At 40.9% G+C, this 17,716-nt stretch carries 18 protein-coding genes and 2 pseudogenes; 18 read left to right on the top strand and 2 right to left on the bottom strand.

Translation table 11 applies throughout. The features are described 5' to 3' along the window. Positions 1 to 23: 23 nt before the first annotated feature. Positions 24 to 812, bottom strand: a complete 789-nt coding sequence (locus tag E5329_RS24605) for a hypothetical protein (RefSeq protein ID WP_135991916.1) — start codon at positions 810 to 812, stop codon at positions 24 to 26. A gap of 611 nt (positions 813 to 1,423) precedes the next feature. Between E5329_RS24605 and E5329_RS24590 the strand changes: the two genes are divergently transcribed. The 18 genes and pseudogenes from E5329_RS24590 to E5329_RS32315 all read left to right on the top strand — a co-directional run. Beyond that, complete coding sequence (locus E5329_RS24590) at positions 1,424 to 1,798, top strand: TnpV protein (protein WP_135991914.1); 375 nt, start codon at positions 1,424 to 1,426, stop codon at positions 1,796 to 1,798. 206 nt (positions 1,799 to 2,004) lie between these two features. Beyond that, positions 2,005 to 2,352 carry an antibiotic biosynthesis monooxygenase family protein gene (locus E5329_RS24585; RefSeq protein ID WP_135991913.1) on the top strand — a complete coding sequence of 116 codons (348 nt, stop codon included), beginning with the start codon at positions 2,005 to 2,007 and terminating at the stop codon, positions 2,350 to 2,352. After that, positions 2,352 to 2,696, top strand: coding sequence for a DUF3795 domain-containing protein (locus E5329_RS24580; protein WP_168356756.1), 345 nt, complete (start codon positions 2,352 to 2,354; stop codon positions 2,694 to 2,696). The genes E5329_RS24585 and E5329_RS24580 overlap by 1 nt, the downstream gene beginning before the upstream one ends. Positions 2,697 to 2,700: 4 nt before the next feature. Further along, positions 2,701 to 3,606 (top strand): helix-turn-helix transcriptional regulator, encoded by a 906-nt coding sequence (locus E5329_RS24575; protein ID WP_135991911.1) that lies wholly within the window; start codon positions 2,701 to 2,703, stop codon positions 3,604 to 3,606. Positions 3,607 to 3,672: 66 nt separating this feature from the next. After that, positions 3,673 to 3,843: a cysteine-rich KTR domain-containing protein gene (locus tag E5329_RS24570; protein ID WP_135991910.1), complete on the top strand. Its 171-nt coding sequence runs from the start codon at positions 3,673 to 3,675 to the stop codon at positions 3,841 to 3,843. 502 nt (positions 3,844 to 4,345) lie between these two features. Beyond that, positions 4,346 to 4,789: a sigma factor-like helix-turn-helix DNA-binding protein gene (locus E5329_RS24565; RefSeq protein WP_040784601.1), complete on the top strand. Its 444-nt coding sequence runs from the start codon at positions 4,346 to 4,348 to the stop codon at positions 4,787 to 4,789. Positions 4,790 to 4,855: 66 nt separating this feature from the next. After that, positions 4,856 to 5,329 carry an RNA polymerase sigma factor gene (locus E5329_RS24560; protein WP_135991909.1) on the top strand — a complete coding sequence of 158 codons (474 nt, stop codon included), beginning with the start codon at positions 4,856 to 4,858 and terminating at the stop codon, positions 5,327 to 5,329. Between the two features lie 152 nt (positions 5,330 to 5,481). Then, complete coding sequence (locus tag E5329_RS24555) at positions 5,482 to 6,534, top strand: AAA family ATPase (RefSeq protein ID WP_135991908.1); 1,053 nt, start codon at positions 5,482 to 5,484, stop codon at positions 6,532 to 6,534. A 337-nt stretch (positions 6,535 to 6,871) separates the two neighbouring features. Beyond that, the gene (gene mobV / locus E5329_RS24545) at positions 6,872 to 7,837 is read left to right on the top strand and encodes a MobV family relaxase (RefSeq protein WP_135991907.1); all 966 of its coding nucleotides are present in this window, start codon (positions 6,872 to 6,874) and stop codon (positions 7,835 to 7,837) included. A gap of 8 nt (positions 7,838 to 7,845) precedes the next feature. After that, the gene (locus tag E5329_RS24540) at positions 7,846 to 8,700 is read left to right on the top strand and encodes a ParB/RepB/Spo0J family partition protein (protein ID WP_135991906.1); all 855 of its coding nucleotides are present in this window, start codon (positions 7,846 to 7,848) and stop codon (positions 8,698 to 8,700) included. A gap of 77 nt (positions 8,701 to 8,777) precedes the next feature. Beyond that, on the top strand, positions 8,778 to 9,008 hold the full coding sequence (locus E5329_RS24535; protein WP_135991905.1) for a YdbC family protein: 231 nt from the start codon (positions 8,778 to 8,780) through the stop codon (positions 9,006 to 9,008). A 71-nt stretch (positions 9,009 to 9,079) separates the two neighbouring features. Then, positions 9,080 to 9,271, top strand: a complete 192-nt coding sequence (locus E5329_RS24530) for a stage II sporulation protein R (RefSeq protein ID WP_135991904.1) — start codon at positions 9,080 to 9,082, stop codon at positions 9,269 to 9,271. Between the two features lie 54 nt (positions 9,272 to 9,325). After that, on the top strand, positions 9,326 to 11,167 hold the full coding sequence (locus E5329_RS24525; RefSeq protein WP_135991903.1) for a recombinase family protein: 1,842 nt from the start codon (positions 9,326 to 9,328) through the stop codon (positions 11,165 to 11,167). Between the two features lie 407 nt (positions 11,168 to 11,574). Further along, on the top strand, positions 11,575 to 13,329 hold the full coding sequence (locus E5329_RS24520; RefSeq protein WP_135991902.1) for a 5'-methylthioadenosine/S-adenosylhomocysteine nucleosidase family protein: 1,755 nt from the start codon (positions 11,575 to 11,577) through the stop codon (positions 13,327 to 13,329). 15 nt (positions 13,330 to 13,344) lie between these two features. Next, entirely contained in the window at positions 13,345 to 14,319 is a 975-nt protein-coding gene (locus E5329_RS24515) for a GHMP family kinase ATP-binding protein (RefSeq protein WP_135991901.1), read from the top strand. Positions 14,320 to 14,323: 4 nt separating this feature from the next. Next, a complete protein-coding gene (locus E5329_RS24510; protein WP_135991900.1) occupies positions 14,324 to 15,313 on the top strand; it encodes a hypothetical protein in 990 nt (329 codons plus the stop codon). A 12-nt stretch (positions 15,314 to 15,325) separates the two neighbouring features. Beyond that, on the top strand, positions 15,326 to 15,898 hold the full coding sequence (locus tag E5329_RS24505) for an AAA family ATPase (RefSeq protein ID WP_135991899.1): 573 nt from the start codon (positions 15,326 to 15,328) through the stop codon (positions 15,896 to 15,898). A 276-nt stretch (positions 15,899 to 16,174) separates the two neighbouring features. Next, positions 16,175 to 16,473, top strand: a pseudogene (locus E5329_RS32315) (DUF4368 domain-containing protein); the annotation flags it as partial. A 60-nt stretch (positions 16,474 to 16,533) separates the two neighbouring features. Here the strand turns inward: E5329_RS32315 and E5329_RS24500 are convergent. Beyond that, positions 16,534 to 17,716: pseudogene (locus tag E5329_RS24500) on the bottom strand (IS110 family RNA-guided transposase); the annotation flags it as partial.

Genomic DNA, 17,716 nt, shown 5'->3' with positions numbered 1-17,716 from the left:
ATGGAACTATGTAATACGTGGGTTCAAATAGTACATTTTATTTTGCGACAGTTCCTAATAGTCCATAATACTCCAAGTAATGTAAGTATTCCTCCAACGATCCCAGATAAAATTACTACAAGCCCACTTGCAATATCTCTATCAAACCATATAAAGAAAGAGATGGTTACGGTAATCATAAGTAATACTGATGCAAAAAAAAGTTTCATCGCTAATATATTTTTATTATTTTGTAAGGAAAAAGCAAATATAATATTAATACAAAAAGATAAAAGAAGAAAATTGGTAAAAACTATTAATATATTCCGCTGTAAAATGACTACCTCATTGTGCAAAGGTTTAAATATATCGCTACTAAAAAACCACATCAAAACTGCACCTGTCAAACATAATATAACTATTTTGCATGAATTTTGGGAATTTTCATCTTCCACCTTTTTATTTTCTATTATCTTATTAATTGTAAAACAAACTTCTAATATCATATATAATAAAAGAAATCCCATAGAGATTTCAAATGCAATAATTTGATAAATATTAATTATCCCCAAAAAAAGTGTAGCAAAAAAGCCAAACATAAAAATCACTATACAAAAAAGAGCAATCCATTCCAATGTTGTTTTTTTCGTAATATTCTGCTGTTTCTTTTTCACAGAGTTTAATTCAATAATTATAACAGCTACTAAAAAAACTGCTGACATTATGGCAATACCAATTAGCTTTACTAAAGATGAAAAATTCGATCTATACAATAACGCAGCAAAAAGAGTAGGCATTCCTAAATAAAACAAACGTTTAGCTGTTATGTACATTTGTATTCCTCCCTATATTGTCAAGTGATTTTCCTTAAAAAATCAAGGAATTTATAGTTACATATCTCAGGTGAATGAGCCAAGGAGATGGACATTTCTCTGTATCTGGTACGAAAATAGAGAGTGAAGGGTACACGAAGTAGAACGTCTTGGTTTTCGCTCTACATGGCCTTATGTATACCCATCCTTCTATGGCAGCGTACCTCCCGTGTCTACCAGGATCACCCTCCATCTCTGCCGGGGTCCTAACTTCCTTCGTCCCGCCTGTCCATAACCAGGGTGCCGGCTCAGCTCCTAACCAGGGTCATGCCCTATGGAAAATATTCCTGCCGGCTACCGGCTCATTCTTTGTATAAGTCTTACTGACCTGTATGTTTTCCACGGCCGGCACCTTGCGGTGGACGTTTTTCCGGCCGGTTTCCCATACCTTCCAGCTTTCCTGTCACCGCTGGATTCAGCTCCCGGCGGCGTCTGCCGGAGGCTCAGTCCAACTGTGACAGGGCATTGCCTGTTTTTCCCGTTGTTTGTTATGACACCTGTACCTGTGGTCTACTGATGTAGGACGGATTTTGCGGACGTTCAAAATAAAAAAGAATGTGAGGTAACAGACAATGGCAAAATCATTATTTGAGGAACTGGGTGGCAGATACGAGCGGCAAGGCGATTACTTAATACCGTGCTTAACCGTACCCGCCGAAGAAGAACAACCCATAGGCATATGGGGACAGCGGCATTTGGATTATCTGAAGCAGTACCGAAAGGTTACATACACCAATCTTCTCACAAGCGGCAGGCTCAACGCCTACCTTGCCGACATTGACAGGCAGGCGCAGGAACGCTTTGAAAGGCTCATAGAGGGCATGAAACAGGCACAGGGCATAACGGAACGCCTAAAGGAAGAAAACGCCTTAGAATGGACAGGGCGGCTCAATAACATAAGGGCGTGTGCAAGAGAAATTGTGAACGAGGAAATTATCTTTGCATAGGGCAGGTAAGGTGGCAGAGTGTAAAAACTCTGTCGCTTTTCTTTTCGGGAAGTTTCGATTAAAGTTCGTATTTGCCAGAAGGAGTTTTGACATGATAAAATGTGAATAGCTATATCATTATAGTTCACATGAAAATAAATAGAGGAATGCGACATGCTTGTTGTCACATTCCTAATGTTATAACTAAAATGAAGGAGGAAAGAAATATGCCATTTACTGAAATATGTATTTATCAAGTCAAACCGCAAAAGGTAGAGGAATTTGAAGCTCTAATGCATGAAGCCAAAAGCCTTTTGGAAAAACAGGAGGGATTGCTTCTGCTTCGGTTTGCCAAAAGAGGGTATCGCATAGACATGGAGCAAATTAAGGAGGGACTTCCACCTCTTAAAATCAACCGTATTGTAAAAAGTGTTAAGTATATGCTTTACTGGGAATTTGATACGAAAGAAAGCTATGGAGCAGCACAAAAAAATCTTTATGACAGCTATTGGAAGTCTATTGAAAAATGTTTAGTAGTTCCGCACGACAAATATTTAGGAGAGGGAGTGTTTTAATGGATTTCGCATATTGTGGATTGAATTGTAATGAATGTCCTGTTTATTTGGCTACTATCAGCAAAAATACAGATGAACAAATCAAATTGGCAAATGAATATTCAACCGATATTGTAAAATTCTCAAAAGAAGATATGTATTGTTTGGGATGCCATTCTGATACGGTGTCACAAAAGATGTGCGGTGATTGTGATATAAGGCTATGCGGCGTTAAGAAACCTTATGGAAGTTGTGCCGAGTGTGACAAATTTCCATGTTCTATACTGAAAGAAAATTTAGGTGATAATTCAGAAAATTTGAATCATTTAAAACAGCTTGCCATTAAACACAAAAAGGCAGAGTGATAATATGCAGATAGACAGACTTATTCAAATTGTGTTTCTTTTGTTAAGGCATGAGAATATAACTGCGAAGCAACTGGCAAAGGAACTTTGTGTTTCCACCCGCACGATATATAGGGACATCAATATACTTTCGATTGCGGGCATACCGATTACATCACAAAAGGGATATGGCGGAGGATTGTCGTTATTACAAGGTTTTTCACTGGATAAATCTTATTTTACGCAGGAAGAACAAAAGAATATTATACAGGCGTTGCAGATTCTAAAGTCGTCAAATTATCCTAACGCTGATAAATCATTAAACAAGATTGCTGGATTGTTTAGCCATAATTTACAGTCCGAATGGTTGGAGATTGATTTTTCCTATTGGGGCAGTCCAGAAAAGGAACGGAACAATATTACGGTTTTAGAACGTGCGATAATCAATAAGTATGTGATTACGTTCATTTATTTTAATGCAGAATTGACAATCACCAATCAGATTGTCGAGCCGTTGAAATTAGTTTTCAAATCTCATGCATGGTATCTTGTTGCCTATTCAAAGCACAAAAATGATATTCGCACTTTTAAGATGTCCCGCATAAGGGAGCTTCAAATAACAGACCAATTATTTGACCGTGAATTACCAAAGGATTTTTCTATTACCCCTGCCTACAAGGAAGAATACAATACACCCGTATTCGTATTACATTTTTCGGAAAAGATAGCGTATAAAGTTTATGATGAATTTCAAGAGAAATATATTAAAAAATTAGACGATGGAACATTGGAAGTGACTTTTAGATACCAGTTTAGTGATTGGACTTTCCTATATCTGCTTTCTTTTGGGGAATATGTTGAAATTATTGAACCTATTGAAGCAAGAAATATTCTAAAGGAAAAGGCTAAAAGAATATCTGCCATGTACTAACAATGGCGGGAAAGTAGAGGTTTGCCGTAATTTAAAAGATTCTAAATAGCAATTATAGGAGTGTATATGAAAGAAAAGTGGATACGCTGTCCTGTTTGTGGTAACAAAACCCGTGACAGAATTAGAGAGGATACGGTTTTAAAAAATTATCCTCTCTACTGTCCAAAATGCAAGCAGGAAACATTGATTGAAGTAGCAAATATGAAGATGACAGTCATCACAGAGCCAGACGCATAAGACGCAGAGCCGATGAACAAGTGAGCAATCACAGTTTATCGGCTCTGTTTCTGTCTATAAGGTTTTAAGGCGAACGCCCACCATATAAAAAAACGGCGTGTGGTGGGCGGTATTGCTATGCCCGAAAAGACTTAACAGACACTCTCCAGACCTGTTTTGAAGTTTGGAGGGATTTTTTTATGTCCTTTTTTCGGGCAGTTATCTATCTGCTCATGCAACGCAGAATTAACACATACATAGCATATCGGGGAATGATAGGAAGCCAGTTAAAAAAATCTCCGTCCATATAACGCTACTTCTCACCATGAAACCAGAAGTAGAATCTCTTATCAACAGAATTAGTATTTCCTATAACCGTAAAGGTCACAGAGCCTTTGCGGTTTTTCTTTTGTCGTTTTTTATCGGAATATGCCGCATGGCTGTTTCTAGTGTGGGTCGTCGTTCGCCGCCTTTCCAATCTGGATTTTTACATTTTCAAAAATTCAGATTGGAGGAAATAAGGATGGCATATAACCACGGACGTGAGGACAGAAAGTGGCGTATCTGGAAAGAAGCCGAAGAAAAAGTATTGCGTGAGCATGGCGTTGATGAAGCGGTCATTGAGCAAATCCGCATTGAGGACAGAGCGGACTTTAATTCTAACAGGCGGTTTTACCGATGGACGAGCGACTTCGGGGAATACCTTGAGGGAATGGCGGACACCGAACAGCAGGCAGAACCGAATACCGTTGCGGACTTGCTGGACGAGATTGAGAACGAAACACTGTACCAGACACTGCTTACAGTGGACAAGCATACCCTGCTCATTCTCCTGCTGAAAATGCAGGGCTATTCCACAAGGGAGATTGCGGCGATGGCAGGGCTTACCGAAAGGGCGGTCTACAAACGCCTTGAAAGGCTCCGTAAAAAATTAAAGCCTATTTTTTATCCTTTCGGGGAAATTTAAGCATCCCCACGGGCTATTGGGTGGGAGGGCAATCCTCTCACTCAATTTTTTTCGGGAGGAAAGGAAATGGCATACGGGGCAAAGACATATACGCTTCGGGAGGAATCCACAGAAAGCGGCACAAGGTATTTTATCAGCTTTAAGGACGGGCATGGGGAACATCACGAACTGGAAGTATCAGAACAGCTATTCTTTGAATTTCGGCAGATGGAACGCAGGAACAGAAATCTTCAGCAATGGAATCAGCGGCACAGGGAGTTTAATGAGGTGTGGGATGAAACCCTTTACAGACGGGCGTTGCGGGTGCCTAAATCGCTTGATGAAAGAATGATTGAAAAAGAGAGAAATGAAATATTTGCTAAAGCGGTTGCCCGACTGCCAAAGATACAAAAGCGGCGTTTCCTGCTCTACTACGAGTATGACCTCAACTTTTATCAAATCGGCAAGATGGAGCATTGCACCGCTTCCGCTGTTCAGAAGTCTGTTTCGGTTGCAAGGGAAAAGGTCAAGGCGGAAATGAAGAAGTATTTCCAACCGTGACCGCCACCGACCGAAAAAGAAACCCGCTTTTTATCGGTGTGGGATTGGCGGCATTACATACTCCTACTTCTTTTTGTGGGAGTAAATCTATTTAAGGAGGTCAACGCCTATGTGCAACAAAACCAAAGACACCACCCGAAAGGAGGAAAGCCATGCAGAAGCTTCAGACAGTCAACGCCGACACGCTCCTTTATGAGCCGCTTGAGAAGCCGTCCTTTGTGGTGGACGGTCTGATACCCACGGGCTTAACCCTGTTCTGCGGCTCACAGAAAATCGGAAAGAGCTGGCTCATGTTAAAGCTCTGCCTTTGCGTGTCGCAGGGAATCCCCTTATGGGATATGCCGACACGGGAGGGCGATGTGCTTTATCTCTGCCTTGAGGACACGTTCTGCCGCATACAGGACAGGCTGTTCCGCTTGACGGACGAAGCAAGCGGGCGGCTTCACTTTGCGGTGGCAAGCGATAAGCTGTCAGACGGTCTTATTGTCCAGTTGGAAGATTATCTGAAAGAATATCCCGATAGCAGGCTCATTGTCATTGACACCTTGCAGAAAATCCGCACCGCATCCAAAGATAACGCCTATGCAAGCGATTACGGGGACATCTCCCTTATCAAAGATTTTGCCGACAGGCACTCTCTGGCGGTCATTGTCGTACACCACATCCGAAAGCAGAATGACAGCGACGTGTTCAACAAAGTGTCTGGCACGACGGGATTGACGGGGAGTGCGGACGCAACCTTTGTTCTGGAACAGGAAAACCGTGCGTCCAATGCCGCCAAGCTGTATGTGACAGGCAGGGACACGCCTTATCAGGAGTTTACGCTCCGTTTCCGTGATTGCAGTTGGGAACTGGTGGAGCGGAAAGAGCAGGAACAGATTGCGAAAGAAGCGATACCAGATATTCTTTTTCGGTTAGTGGATTTCATGCAGGGCAGGGAGGGATGGACTGGCACAGCTACCGAGTTACTGGACGCTCTGGGGGAAACAGGGACAGCAGCGAATGTCTTGACGAAGTGGATGAATGAATACCGTCTTGATTTCCTGCTTGAAAACCATATCCGCTATGATTTCAGCCGCAGGAGCAGCGGGCGGATGATTTCCCTTGCAAGGCAGGAAGATGTGGAGGATGACGGTCATGACGATGATGACGGTGTTTTTGGGATACCTCCGCCGCTGTCATCCCTACGGGAGAACACCCCGTAAACGCAACATGCAGGCGTGGGATTTCCCCGCTGCTTGCGGCGTGTCCATCCACCCCTGCGGTCAGAAAAATCCTCCGATTTTTCCGACTGCGTTTACAGGGTGTAACACACTACACTTTGCCCTGCAAAGTCGTGTGCCAGACGTTCCCTCTGGACTCCCTTAATGCAGGGCTTGCGCCCTGCCCATCCTGCGCTTCCGCTTCGGATAAAAGAATATCGGCGTGACGGTTGCGGCTCTTATGAGGGGGTATCCCAAAAACACCGTCATAACCGTCATGACCGTCATGCGCCAAAGACAGGAAGTGACAGTTACCCGCCGAAAGAAAGGAAGATGAACTATGCCCTATGCAATCCTGCGTTTCCAGAAACGCAAAGCAGGCGGCGTTGCGGCTTGCGAACGCCACAACGAGCGGAAGAAAGAAGCCTATAAAAGCAACCCAGATATTGACATGGGACGCTCCAAAGATAACTACCATCTTGTGAATCCGCCCCGTTACACCTACAAGAAAGAGATAAACCGAATGGTAGATGAAGCGGGCTGCAAGGTGAGAAAAGACAGCGTGATGATGGTGGAAACGCTCATCACTGCTTCGCCCGAATTTATGAACCAGTTACCGCCAGAAGAACAAAAAGAGTATTTCCAGACGGCTCTTGACTTCATATCGGAGCGTGTGGGAAAGCAGAATATCCTCTCCGCAGTTGTCCATATGGACGAGAGAACGCCCCATATGCACCTATGCTTTGTACCGATTACGCTAGACAACAAGCTGTCAGCGAAATCTATTTTAGGCAATCAAAAGAGCCTTTCCGAGTGGCAGACCGCCTACCATGAGCGGATGTCCGCACGGTGGAACGAATTAGAAAGAGGTCAGTCCTCAATGGAAACGAAGCGGAAGCATATCCCCACATGGCTCTATAAGTTAGGCGGCAGGCTTGATAAACAGTATGAAGAAATCGTGTCTGCCCTCTCCGACAACAACGCCTTTAACGCAGGGAAAAAGCGTGACAAGGCTCTGGAACTGCTTGCGGCATGGCTCCCAGACGTGGAGAAATTCTCTAAGGAAATCGGCAAACAGCAGGCGTATATCGACAGCTTGAAAGAGAGAATCGGGCAGGAATCAGACTATGCGGGGCGTATGCGTGATGAAAAGTACGAGCAGGAATTAAAGGTACAGAAAGCCAACCAGAGGATATTTGAATTGCAGAGAACCAACGAACAGATGGGGCGGCTGCTCTCCAAAATCCCGCCAGAGGTATTGGAAGAATTACAGAAAACAGGCAGAACCAGACAAAAAGAAAGGTAGAAATGTGAATGAAGAAACAGGATTTTAAGGTATTAAAGACCGCAGATTTATATCCGTTTCCCGATAACCCGTTTCATGTAGTGGAGGACGAAATGCTGTCAGCATTAGCAGAGAGTATCAAAGAGTTTGGAATCGTAACGCCAATCATCACACGCCCGAAAGAGGACGGGAACGGATATGAAATCATTGCAGGGCAGAGGCGTGTCCGTGCTTCGGAGCTTGCAGGGGTAAACACAATCCCCGCTTTTGTCCTGCCCTTAGACCGTGACCGAGCCATCATCACCCTTGTAGACAGTAATTTACAGCGTGAAAATATCCTGCCGAGCGAGCGGGCGTTTGCCTACAAGATGAAATCCGAAGCCATGAAGCGGCAGGGCTTCCGCACAGATTTAACCTCGTCACAAGTTGGGACGAAGTTGCGGACGGACGATAAAGTGGCGCAGGGCTTCGGCGTTGGCAGGATGACCGTGCAGCGGTTTATCCGCTTAACGGAGCTGATACCGCCGATTTTGCAGATGGTGGACGAGGGGAGAATCGCCCTCACGCCTGCGGTGGAGCTGTCCTTTTTGAAGAAAGACGAGCAGGAAAATCTCTTTGCCACGATGGAGAGCGAGGAAGCAACGCCCTCACTCTCACAGGCACAGCGGATGAAAACTTTGAGCCAGAGCGGGCGGCTTGACATGGATACGATATTTGCGATTATGACGGAGGAAAAGGGAAACCAGAAAGAAACATTGAAAATCAACACAAGCAAGCTGAAAAAATATTTCCCGAAGAACACAACGCCGAAGCAGATGGAGGACACCATCATCAAACTTTTAGAGCGTGAATTGCAGAGGAAACGGAACAGGGACAGCCGCTAATCTTCTCTTTTCGGGAGGTAAATACAAGGCAGTGGAAGAAAAAGACAGCCAGATAAGACAGAAAGTTGAGGTAGAAAATGAAAGAAATCCAGTATGAGATTGTAAAGGAAATCGCCGTATTGTCGGCAAGCGGAAGCGGCTATACAAAGGAAATCAACTTGATTTCATGGAACGGGAAAGAGCCGAAGTATGACATCCGCAGCTTTTCCCCGAACCGTGAGAAGTGCGGCAAGGGAATCACGTTGACCGCTGATGAAGCGGCGGCACTCCTTAAAGCATTGCAGAAAGAATTGAACAGCGGGGATTGATGGTATCTGATTGGCAGAGCAGGGACATTTTCATATGCGCCCCTGCCCTGTCTGGAAAGGAAGAGTTGAGTATGGGCGAGGATAAGAAAGCAAATAAAAAGAGAAAGCGTATCGTGCCAAAAGCACGAGTGCAGGTAATTATCAGTCGGGAATATGTCGGCACACAGACCGTTGCGGAAGCATTTATCCCGATTATCTCCGAGGATATACGCAGGAAGATAGCCAAAGATGACACCTTCGACAATGAGGATATATCCGCTTAGAATGTACGCAATGGAACATGAAATTTAGTAGAACAAAGACGGAGGTTTAACAGCATGGCAGGGATAAGAATGGAAAATAAAATTTATGAAGTCGGTATTTACTGTCGGTTATCAAAGGACGATGGGACGGATAACGAGAGTGCGAGCATTGCCACACAGAAATCCATCCTCACGGATTATGTGAAAAAGCAGGGCTGGCACTTGGCAAAAACGTATGTGGATGATGGGTACTCTGGTACAAATTTCCAAAGACCGAGTTTCCAGAACATGATTAAGGACATTGAAAATGGACTGATTAACTGTGTGATTACGAAAGATTTATCCCGTCTGGGGAGGAATTACCTTGACTGCGGACTGTATCTCGAAGTCTTTTTTCCCGAAAACAATGTGCGGTATATAGCGGTCAATGACGGCGTGGACACGCTCAATAAATCGGCGATGGACATCACCCCATTCCGCAACATCCTAAACGAAATGTATTCTGCCGATGTATCGGTCAAGATAAAATCGGCGTACCGTGCGAGGTTTCAGCAGGGGAAATTCATGGGGACATATGCACCTTATGGGTATATCAAAGACCCTGCCGACCATAACCACCTGCTGATAGATGATAAGGTTGCCCATGTGGTAAGGGAGATATTTGACCTTGCATTAGAGGGAAACGGAATCTCCAAAATCCGCAAGCACATCAACAAGCAGCATATTTTACGCCCTGCCGCTTATGCGGTCACGCAGGGGGCGACAGGCTACGAGCGTTACTTTGAGGGTAACGAGGAAAACCGCTATATCTGGAGCGAGAACAGTGTGAGGGGCATTTTAAGAAGCCCGATATATGCGGGAAACCTTGCAGGCTACAAGCGGATTGCCGTCAACATGAAAAGCAAGAAACGCCCCTCTAAGCTGCCCGAAGAATGGGAAGTGATACCCGATACCCATGAGGGGATAGTCACGCAGGAGGAGTTTGATACTGTCCAACAGCTTATGACAAGCCGCAGGCGGGAACAGAACGCAGGGGGATTTGAGAATATCTTTTCGGGTGTTATCAAATGTGCGGACTGCGGCTATGCTTTGCGGGCTATGAGCGCCAACAGGAGGAAACGCCCCGACATCATCGACTGCGTACAATACACCTGTAATAATTATGGCAGGTACGGTAACGTCATGTGTACCGCACACGCCATTGAAGCGAGGGACTTATTCAATGCTGTCCTTGCCGACATTAACCGTTTTGCGGATATGGCGGTGAATGACGAGCGGGCGGTGAGGGCGATTGAGAAGCGGCTCACGGAAACAGACCAGAGCAGGGCAAAGGCACTGGAAAAGGAACGGAAGAAACTAAACAAACGTCTTGCGGAGCTTGACAGGCTGTTTTCCTCTCTCTATGAGGATAAAGTCATGGAGCGTATCACCGAGCGGAATTTTGAGATAATGTCGGGGAAATACCAGAAAGAACAGCTTGAAATTGAAGCACGCTTAAAAGAGGTAACGGAAACGCTCAACGAAAGCTACGAGAAATCGCAGGGAATCCGTGACTTCCTCTCCCTTATCCGTAATTATCAAGGATTAAAGGAACTGAACGCAACTGTTGTAAATGCACTGATAGACAAGATACTTGTTTCAGAGCGTAAAAAATCGGCAGACGGAACAGTGAAACAGGAAATCAAGATTTACTATAAATTCATCGGCTTTGTCGGTGAATTACATATCACACCCACAAAACGGTGGACAGCGTTGCCACCAAAGAATTGTATGGTGTGCAGTGTTGAATACGTCCCCGGCTCTGCTATCTCAAAATATTGCCCGATATGTGCGAAAAAGGTGCAGAGGGAGAAGTCAAACGAAAGCAAACGCAGGGATAGGGAGAGAAACAAAAGGATATGTATTGATAGGTATTAGTTTGAAAATAGATTGGTTCTTGTTTTTGACAGTCACTAACACCTGAAGACAATAGGACTTTGATAACAAGAAAATCTTTATTAACCTATTTTCGAACTAATATCTAAAAATATTGATATTTCCTTGCACTTCTGTTATACTATTGCTATATGGTAAGTAGTTTTGTGAGATGAAAAAATAAAAACCGATATAGTTTGATGGAAGTGTCAAAAGGGGAGTTAGTAAAATTGCGTTGTATAATTTTACTAATAAATTGCTTCATTAAGGAATATATGAATATTTGGATTTGATATTTTATGATGCAATATCACAATAATCCAAACAGATGTTTACAACTTGATGCTCTCATTATAGTATATGCGATAAATAAGGAAAGGGAGTAATTAACTTACTATCACAAAGATGAAATGGTGCAAAAAGGATTATATTTACATTTTTTAGACCGGGAATTACGAGAGAACACTTCCATCTTTTTAAAAGACGAAGACTACACTCTATTTGTAATATACTCATTGTTGATGGGGCATAGGATATATGCGTTATTAACACAAATAATTGAAAGTAATGCAGATCTAAGGAATACTGTACAATTTCTATTTGAATTAGAACGTTATCATTTGGTTACTTTATTATCCAAATTTGATACGTTAGAAGAATTAATATTAGATAGGCAGAATATTTACCGATATGATGTAGATAGATATCCATTCTATTTTAGAGATGAAATTATTTTAGATAATCATGTTATGCCACTGGTAATAACTGATTCAACCACTAAATTTATATATACACAATTAAAAAATAATCATAGTAAAGAAGTTTTGCTGGATAATTGTTTGGATTCAAACCAATTGATTGATTATGTTGTCACTCGAAAAATTGAAAGTTATCAAAATGAAGGTTTGACTATTAGTTCGTTTGGAGGAATAATTAAAGAATTAGAGGGAGTAGGTACATTACCAAACCATATATCGTTAGTCAGAAAAAAGATATGTAGTGAGTTGGTATCTCTACATAGTTTGCATTATTTACAGTTAACTAATGCGTGTATCATACGAAATCTTCCCTATATACGTAAATATGACAATGTTGATCCAGATGGGATTTATGATTATGAAGTATATAAAGCTATATTAGATCCTATATTTAAAGGAAAATCGTTAGAACAAATAAAAAAACAATGTGTTATCTTGGGAGTTTCTGGTAAATTGCATATTATCGTAGACTTGTTGTATTCCTTTGTGAAAAAAATATACAAAAAGTATAGTGATTTGTTGCTGCAGTATAACAAAAATATTGTTTCGCAAATCATTGTACAGGATATTGTTACTGCAAGAGATTCATTAGGGAAAAAAACAGACATGCTGCCCTTTACAGTTGATTTTGTCAAAGAATACATAGAAACATTAGCACAAAATATGCGATTACGGTTTGTTGATAAGGAGGAAAAGCAAATGAAAATTCTTTTGCCAGTCGCAAATATGACTGAATTCAAAAATATATTAAAGGTGGCTCAGAATTATGATTTGTGTAATGCGAGAAAGATAATTGGTAATAATACATATCATATTTTTGAAAATGAAAAGGTAATGATTGTTATTGTAAAATGTGAAGCAGGTTCATTAGGTGCAGCATCTGCAACGCTAACAATGGTTGATGCAATCAATACATTTGGCATTGATGTTATTATATTCTCAGGAGTTGCATTTGGTAATTACACCAAAAGAGAAAAAGAGCAAAACATTGGTGATATATTGGTTTCTCGGCAAATATGGAACTACGAAGCTGGGAAGGTAAATGAGAACAAATATATAAGTAGAGGTGATAAGGAAACAGCTACTCCATGGTTACTCGATCGTTTTGAAAATAGTACTCTTGATTGGAAAAAAAGTAAAATACATTTTGGACTCATTGCAAGCGGAGAAAAATTAGTTAATTCGGAAGCATTTATAAAACATATTATGGATTCCGAACCAGAATTAATTGGTGGGGAAATGGAAGGAAGCGCATTAATTGCTGTTGCAAAAAGATATAAAAAAGACTGGATTTTAGTAAAATCAATTGCTGATTGGGGAATTGGAAAAAATAGCGCTGCCCAAGAAATGGCATCAAAAAATGTTTTTGAGTTTGTTTTAAATACAATAGTTAACTATGCTTTTTAGTGAGATGAATATGCCATGAATAAAAGACCGATTCAAACAAAAATTACAGTTACTGTGCCAAATAGGCTTCATATGTTTACAACAAGATCATTATTCAATGTGAATAATATGACGGGAGGAGCTGGTATTTCTATTGAGAGTAATCAAAAAATGTCTATAAGTGTTGATGAAAATACTTCAAATAACGAAACACCATCATTAGTATTGGACTATTTTTGTGAAGTTTTAAAGAAAAAGATTGGTTTTCAAGGAGGTATACATGTTTCATATACAAATGTTCTTCATAAACATTGTGGATTTGGAACAACTGTTTCGCAAATATGTGCTTTATGTATAGCTATTAATTATTTATATGGAGATTCAATTTCAAGCACTGATATACGACGCTTAATAATGGAACACTATCGTGAGGAAGTTGGTAATAAACTTGTTCGAGGTTTGGAAACAGGAGTTGGTCCTGCATGCTCATTGTATGGGGGGATAAATTATGTTACCAATTCTGAAAGCTTGGTTCATCTCGAAGTACCAGAACAGATTTCTGTAATAACATTTATTCCACAAGAAACGTCTTTTAATCGGTATATTTCATATGAGGAAGAATTCGGTCACAGATTTAAGTCTTATCAGGCTGACGAAGAATCTTTGGAAGTAAGAACTGATTTGTTATATAGAAAATATATTCCCGCTTTGTTAAAAATGGATTGGTCAGAACTAGGAAGTATAACTGAAAAACTTCACACGATGGGACTGAAAAGATTTGAATGCGAACGTTTCAATTATGTGTATGAAATTAAAATGATTGACTATTTATTAGAATCTGGGGCTCTTATTGCAGGACTTAGTTCATTAGGCCCGCTTAATTACTTTTTGATTGAAGATGATAAAATTAATTATGTTGAAAGGGTTTTAAGAGACGAAGGATATGCCTTACAATGGAAGCAATTTCAAATCTCAAAAACAGGTGTACGTATTCTCAATAAGGAGGATTGATTGTATGGAAAAATCGATTTTTCTGTATTTTTTAGATTCTGAATTACAACACACATTATCGAGGCTTATGACAGAGAATGAAATAGAGGAGTATATTTGGATTTCTGTTTTGTGCCAAAAAAATGTATATGTTTCATATTCGCATGTATTAACACTGCCATATCGAAGAATAGTTTCTTTACTTCAAACGCTAAATTCAAAGGGTTTTATTAGTTTTTTTCTAGCTGGGAAAGATAAAGATTCGTTTTTAGAACAGCATCATAATAGATACAAGTATTATGAAAATAAAGAGATATATCCATATGAAAGTAGCCGATATTCTTGTTTTATTAATAGGGATAGTAGGCCTTATGTTCCGCTAAATTGTATAAATAAAAAGGGCTCTGCAACAAAGTTTATAAAAGCCCAATTAGAGAATATGATAAATTATTGTTGTGAATACAAAAATTTGGAAGCTGTATATAATGAAAATATTTTATCCGTTATTAGGGAATATTTTCCAAATAATGAAAAAGCTCTAACTATTGCTGCGTTTAGGCCGTATTTTTTTGAAAAGTATGACTTCAGAGAAGCAAATAAATGTGTTTTGCAATTACAGCAAGCTTTGGCTTTTTTTCATAATAAAAGTTTAATACTTGAAAAGAATAGCTCCATTTTACATTTTATTCCTCAATGCGAGATATATGATTATTTAGATTCATCTTCTGTTTACGATGTAAAATTACTTAGAGCCATGTTTGAACCGCTGATATCTAATAGTAGTGAAACTGATTTGTTTAATAAACTGGAAAATTTGCATCAAAAAAAGGATGTTAATCAATATTACAATACTGTAGATGAGATATTATTATTCTATGCTGAAAATAATAGTTTTGTACGAAAGACCCTTAAAAAATATATAGCCGATTTAGGAGATGATATATATAATATTTCTTTATTTGAGTATATTGATGGTTTTGCGCACCTATTGAAGATGATTGTAGTTAATTCGTAAAGGATATTATTTATGCTTATAGTCATTGTTGGAAATTCTTGTTCTGGAAAAACAACCCTACGGCAAGAACTTGCGAAACTAGGATATGTTACAATTGAAGCAAGTGATTATTTTAGAAAAGCAAAAAAGTTTTGGACAACTCAAAGTAACTTGCCGTTAAATATATGGGGGATGGAACTCTTGTTAAAAGAAAAAGGAGCTCTCCTTGATAATGCAATAATTACAGGTATCAGAACAAATGAAGAAGTGGAGTACTTAAAGAATCATTTTGAGCTAATTGTAATTGCACTTTTAACTAGTGAGGAAAAATCATACGAAAGAGCAATAATTCGCAGTAGAGAGCAGATAGGTAGTTTCAAAGAGTTTCTTGATAATGTTATTCGAGTAGATGAAGAAATAGGGTTAAGAGATCTTATATCTAATGCAGATAAGTATATTCAAAATAATGAAAATAATTTGCTGGAGTTTGTTAGCAGATCAATTAAGATTATTGAACCATATATAGTAAACATTTCAAAAATAACTGAGAATTCGCTAGGTCATAGCAGAGTTGGGGAGAATGGAATAAACAGCAGTACTGCCTAAAATACCAAAAATAATATTAAAAATTAGAAACAGAGTGAATGATTTAAAACAGATTCTTTCTGAATGTTGGATATTTCTTTGGCATTAAAGTTGCTTAATGATTTCTATTATAGGCGGATCGGAATTGCCATTTATGAACAATATTCAAACAGAGAAAAAATCTTAAATGTGGGACTGTGGAAAACCCTGTTTGCAGACTGTGGGAAAGTGTACTTTGCTTTTCCATAGACTGGGAACAGGGTTTTCCACAATCCCATAGTTGGTTATATACATTTTCGCCTGTTTCCCTCTCTCTACAAGGATAAGGTGATGGGGCGAATCACCGAGCAGCATTTTGAGATAATGTTAGGAAGTGTCAGGAAGAACAACTTGAAATCGAAATAAAGATGAAAGAAGTAACGGAAACACTCACAGATAACTATGAAAAGTCGCAGGGTGTTCGTGACTTTTTCACGTAATCTGCATCTATTAAAGAATTACAGAATTGAATGCAACTATCGTAAATGTCCTGATTAGACAAGATGTTTGTTTTGGAGCGTGAGAAACTTGCAGACGGAACGGTACAGCAGGAAATATAGGAGCAGGGAGAGAAACAAAAACAGTAAGGTATGTATTGAACTGTCCGCAAAAAATGACCGACTGATGTCGCCCAGCAGCTTCTCCGGGTCATACTCTACACCTTTTGTGAGAATCGTATAAAATATTCTTAGTATCTTGCAGGCTACCGCCACTACCGACTGCATCTTTTTGAGCGGGTTCTCTTTCCTCGTCCGATAATACTCGTGTATCTCCCGAAACTCTGCATTCTTTCCCACCAGCGATATCGCGGCCTCATACAGTACATATCTCAGACGTTTCCGCCCACGGTAGCTGATCCGGCTTTCCCCATTATGTTTTCCGGAATCATTCGCCACAATGGCATATCCTGCCAGCTTCTGAAGCTGTTTGGGATTGTCAAAACGTCCAATGTCCCCAACTTCTGCTATAAAGCCGCTGACCGTCACCATTCCAACTCCCTTAATCGACAACAGGTTATCTATATATGGGATCTTTTTCAGCTTTTCTTCTATGTTCCGGAGCAGTTCCTCCTGCCTTGCTGCATATACATCCATGTCAGCCAGAAGGTTTTTCAGTTCCATACGGGCGGCTTCCGGCGCTTCCGCACTTCCTACGCTATGCTCCGCCGCCGATACCAGGGTCTTTGCCCTCTTCATTCCAGCGCCTCTCAGCTTTGCGTCCCTCCATATCCGGTTCACTCCTTCCACTCCCAGTTTTCTGATGTCCTCCGGCAGCGGCGCCTCCTTCAGCGCCATCCTCCCGCTCACCGCCTTCAAATCCCCATAAACCTCTTTATATTCAGGAAAGTAGATGGCGAACCATCTGGCCAGGCGGTTCTTGATCCTCGTGAGCTCCTCCTGCGTCTGGAAGCGCAGGTTTGACAGGCTCCTGATCTCTGCATAGATACCGGTTGGTATGTAAGGGTGCGAGAACCGTCCCTCATTGACAAGCGCAGCGATCGTCTTTGGGTCTTTACGGTCATTTTTGTTGGGGTTGTTGTCATCCAGCTCTTTCGATTTCTTCACATGGTGGGGATTTACATGTACCGGCTTCATTCCGATATCCTGCAGGAATTTCCCCAGGGCAAACCAGTAATGGCCTGTTGGCTCCATGCCGGGGATTACGGCAATTTTGCCGTGTTTCTCCGCTATGTCCTCCATCCATGCTTTGAATATCTGGAATCCGGCCTCTGTGTTGCTGAACTCGTAAACGGTAGATAGTGGGTACCTATACAAAACTGGAGCAAACCTGTATGATAGA

This window comes from Petralouisia muris, assembly GCF_004793545.1.
GTDB lineage: Bacteria > Bacillota > Clostridia > Lachnospirales > Lachnospiraceae > Petralouisia > Petralouisia muris.
This window is presented reverse-complemented; position numbering and strand designations above follow the sequence as displayed.

Coding starts and splice junctions, on each gene's coding strand:
- E5329_RS24515 (WP_135991901.1), top strand. CDS start 13,345: ATGAATAAAAGACCGATTCAAACAAAAATTACAGTTACTGTGCCAAAT.
- E5329_RS24570 (WP_135991910.1), top strand. CDS start 3,673: ATGAAAGAAAAGTGGATACGCTGTCCTGTTTGTGGTAACAAAACCCGT.
- E5329_RS24530 (WP_135991904.1), top strand. CDS start 9,080: ATGGGCGAGGATAAGAAAGCAAATAAAAAGAGAAAGCGTATCGTGCCA.
- E5329_RS24590 (WP_135991914.1), top strand. CDS start 1,424: ATGGCAAAATCATTATTTGAGGAACTGGGTGGCAGATACGAGCGGCAA.
- E5329_RS24560 (WP_135991909.1), top strand. CDS start 4,856: ATGGCATACGGGGCAAAGACATATACGCTTCGGGAGGAATCCACAGAA.
- E5329_RS24605 (WP_135991916.1), bottom strand. CDS start 812: ATGTACATAACAGCTAAACGTTTGTTTTATTTAGGAATGCCTACTCTT.
- E5329_RS24535 (WP_135991905.1), top strand. CDS start 8,778: ATGAAAGAAATCCAGTATGAGATTGTAAAGGAAATCGCCGTATTGTCG.
- E5329_RS24565 (WP_040784601.1), top strand. CDS start 4,346: ATGGCATATAACCACGGACGTGAGGACAGAAAGTGGCGTATCTGGAAA.
- E5329_RS24540 (WP_135991906.1), top strand. CDS start 7,846: ATGAAGAAACAGGATTTTAAGGTATTAAAGACCGCAGATTTATATCCG.
- E5329_RS24520 (WP_135991902.1), top strand. CDS start 11,575: ATGGTGCAAAAAGGATTATATTTACATTTTTTAGACCGGGAATTACGA.
- mobV (WP_135991907.1), top strand. CDS start 6,872: ATGCCCTATGCAATCCTGCGTTTCCAGAAACGCAAAGCAGGCGGCGTT.
- E5329_RS24505 (WP_135991899.1), top strand. CDS start 15,326: ATGCTTATAGTCATTGTTGGAAATTCTTGTTCTGGAAAAACAACCCTA.
- E5329_RS24575 (WP_135991911.1), top strand. CDS start 2,701: ATGCAGATAGACAGACTTATTCAAATTGTGTTTCTTTTGTTAAGGCAT.
- E5329_RS24580 (WP_168356756.1), top strand. CDS start 2,352: ATGGATTTCGCATATTGTGGATTGAATTGTAATGAATGTCCTGTTTAT.
- E5329_RS24510 (WP_135991900.1), top strand. CDS start 14,324: ATGGAAAAATCGATTTTTCTGTATTTTTTAGATTCTGAATTACAACAC.
- E5329_RS24555 (WP_135991908.1), top strand. CDS start 5,482: ATGCAGAAGCTTCAGACAGTCAACGCCGACACGCTCCTTTATGAGCCG.
- E5329_RS24585 (WP_135991913.1), top strand. CDS start 2,005: ATGCCATTTACTGAAATATGTATTTATCAAGTCAAACCGCAAAAGGTA.
- E5329_RS24525 (WP_135991903.1), top strand. CDS start 9,326: ATGGCAGGGATAAGAATGGAAAATAAAATTTATGAAGTCGGTATTTAC.